The organism is Stieleria sp., assembly GCF_041595215.1.
GTDB lineage: Bacteria > Planctomycetota > Planctomycetia > Pirellulales > Pirellulaceae > Stieleria > Stieleria magnilauensis.
Map to the genome: position 1 here is coordinate 1 of NZ_JBFHKV010001312.1, position 2068 is coordinate 2068.

Consider the following 2068-nt stretch of genomic DNA (forward strand, 5'->3'; position numbering starts at 1 on the left):
CCGGTCATCGACGCCGCCAAAACAGCTTCGGCGGTCTCAACGTCGCGGATCTCGCTGACCAGCAACACCTCGGCGTCCTGTCGAACCGCCGCGCGAAGCGCCGACGCCAGGGTCATGTCGCTGGTCGGCTGCAATTGACTTTGGCTGATCGAATCGATCACCGACTCGATGGGATCCTCGATCGTCAAAACGCTGCGCTGAAACCCGCTGCCGGCGATGTAGCGGAGACAGGCGTAGAGCGTCGTGGTCTTTCCGCTGCCGGCGGGGCCGGCGACGAGCAGCCATCCGTCACGTGAATCACACACCGATCGCAGTTGTTTTTCTGTTGGAGCATCAAAGCCGAGCTGATCCAAGTGTCGAATCGATTCGCGGTCACTGATGATTCGGATCGCGGCGCGATTGCCGTGCACCGTCGGGAAAATGCCCAGCCGCATTTCGTGTTCCGTTCCGCCCGCGTCTCGCCAACGAAGCGGCCCTTCCTGTGGAACGCCACCGCGATAGGACGGCAATCCCGACAACGCCATCAAGCGGGCAACCGGATCGCTTTGCTCGCTAGAGTCATAGGAATCAAATGGTTGCAGGACGCCGTTGAGCCGAAACGAGACCTCCCAGCGTCCCGATCGCGGTTGAAGGTGCACGTCACTCGCGCCACGAGCCAACGCGGCGGTCAAACATTCGTTGACCATCGCGATTGCGAATTCAGGGTCGGTGGATGATCGTCGCGATCGTGAGAAAGAAACCTGCATTCCGAATTCCAAAAAGCTCGCGTCACGGAGCACGCGTGATGCGGGAGATTGCTAAGCTATGGTTTTCAACCCACTGGAATAGACCATGAACCACCGCCGGTATCATAACGGATTCACGTTGCTGGAGTTGCTCGTTGTTGTTGGTGTGATTGGAATTTTGGTGGGACTGTTGTTGCCCGCGGTCCAAGCATCACGCGAAGCGGCCCGTCGGATGAGTTGTAGCAATAACTTGAAACAGGTGGCGTTGGGTGTTGCCCAGTATCACGATGCGTTCACGATCCTTCCGCCACACGGGACTGGGACGTTCAACAACACCAATGATCCGGCAGCGACCAATCAGTTTCGGCTGAGTTTTCTGGTGTCCATCACGCCGTTTCTCGGCAGCACGCCGCTGTGGAAAACCATCAGTAGCGAATGGACCGGACCACCGCCTGCGGGAGACTTACTCGCCGAGCAAGATGACTTCTATGACATGTCGATGGACGTCGACGACTTTAACGAGCCGGAACATCGCTATCCGAGCATGGGACCGGTTCCGTCAATGGGATCCTATGAACCCTGGGATCATGAGGTCCCAACGTATCGTTGTCCGTCGGATCCGGGCATCGGATCACCCGCGTTGGGGCGGACTAATTATGCGGCGTGCCTGGGTGACGCGATCGAAGGGTTGGATGAAGGATTGTGGCGTTATCAGGATTCGAAGTGGTCGCCCAGCGGGGAGGCACAGATGCAGGCGACCGGACGCGGGATGTTTGTTCCCAGGATGATCACCTCCTTTGACGACGTCACCGACGGTCTGTCCACGACGATCATGCTGGGTGAGATCGCAACCGACCTTGGCGACAAGGACATTCGAACGGTTCCGTCGGTGGAAAACGGATGGACCGGTGGCGTGTTAGACGATGTGCAACTCTGTCGCAGCCAGATCGATCCAGAGCGTCCACGGTTTTGGGATGCACGCGGCGCGGTTCAGCTGTCGTCGATTCGCGGCCAGGGAAGAGGTTATCGTTGGGCAGACGCGATGCCGTTGATGACCGGGTTCAACACCGTCCTGCCGCCCAATACGCAACTCTGTTTCGGCGGCGACTCAACAACGATCGGAACGTTATCGATGAGCAGTCGTCACCAAGGCGGCGGCCACGTCGCAATGGGCGATGGTTCCGTCGTGTTCCTGACCGATTCGATTGAGTCGGGTGAAATGAAAGGCACCGTGACCCTCGACGGACAAGGCCACCTGGCTCCCGGCAGCCCAAGCCCCTTCGGGCTCTGGGGAGCGTTGGGAACACGCAATCAGAACGAGATGGTTGGCGAGTCTCTGTAGG

At 58.8% G+C, this 2068-nt stretch carries 2 protein-coding genes; one reads left to right on the plus strand and one right to left on the minus strand.

What is annotated here, in order from left to right:
• Nucleotides 1–746: GspE/PulE family protein (locus ABX749_RS30860; RefSeq protein WP_372899415.1), on the minus strand; the 746-nt coding region annotated here is incomplete at its 3' end.
• Between the two features lie 85 nt (nucleotides 747–831).
• Here ABX749_RS30860 and ABX749_RS30865 point away from each other — a divergent pair.
• Nucleotides 832–2067 (plus strand): DUF1559 domain-containing protein, encoded by a 1236-nt coding sequence (locus ABX749_RS30865; RefSeq protein WP_372899416.1) that lies wholly within the window; start codon nucleotides 832–834, stop codon nucleotides 2065–2067.
• Nucleotide 2068: the final 1 nt, after the last annotated feature.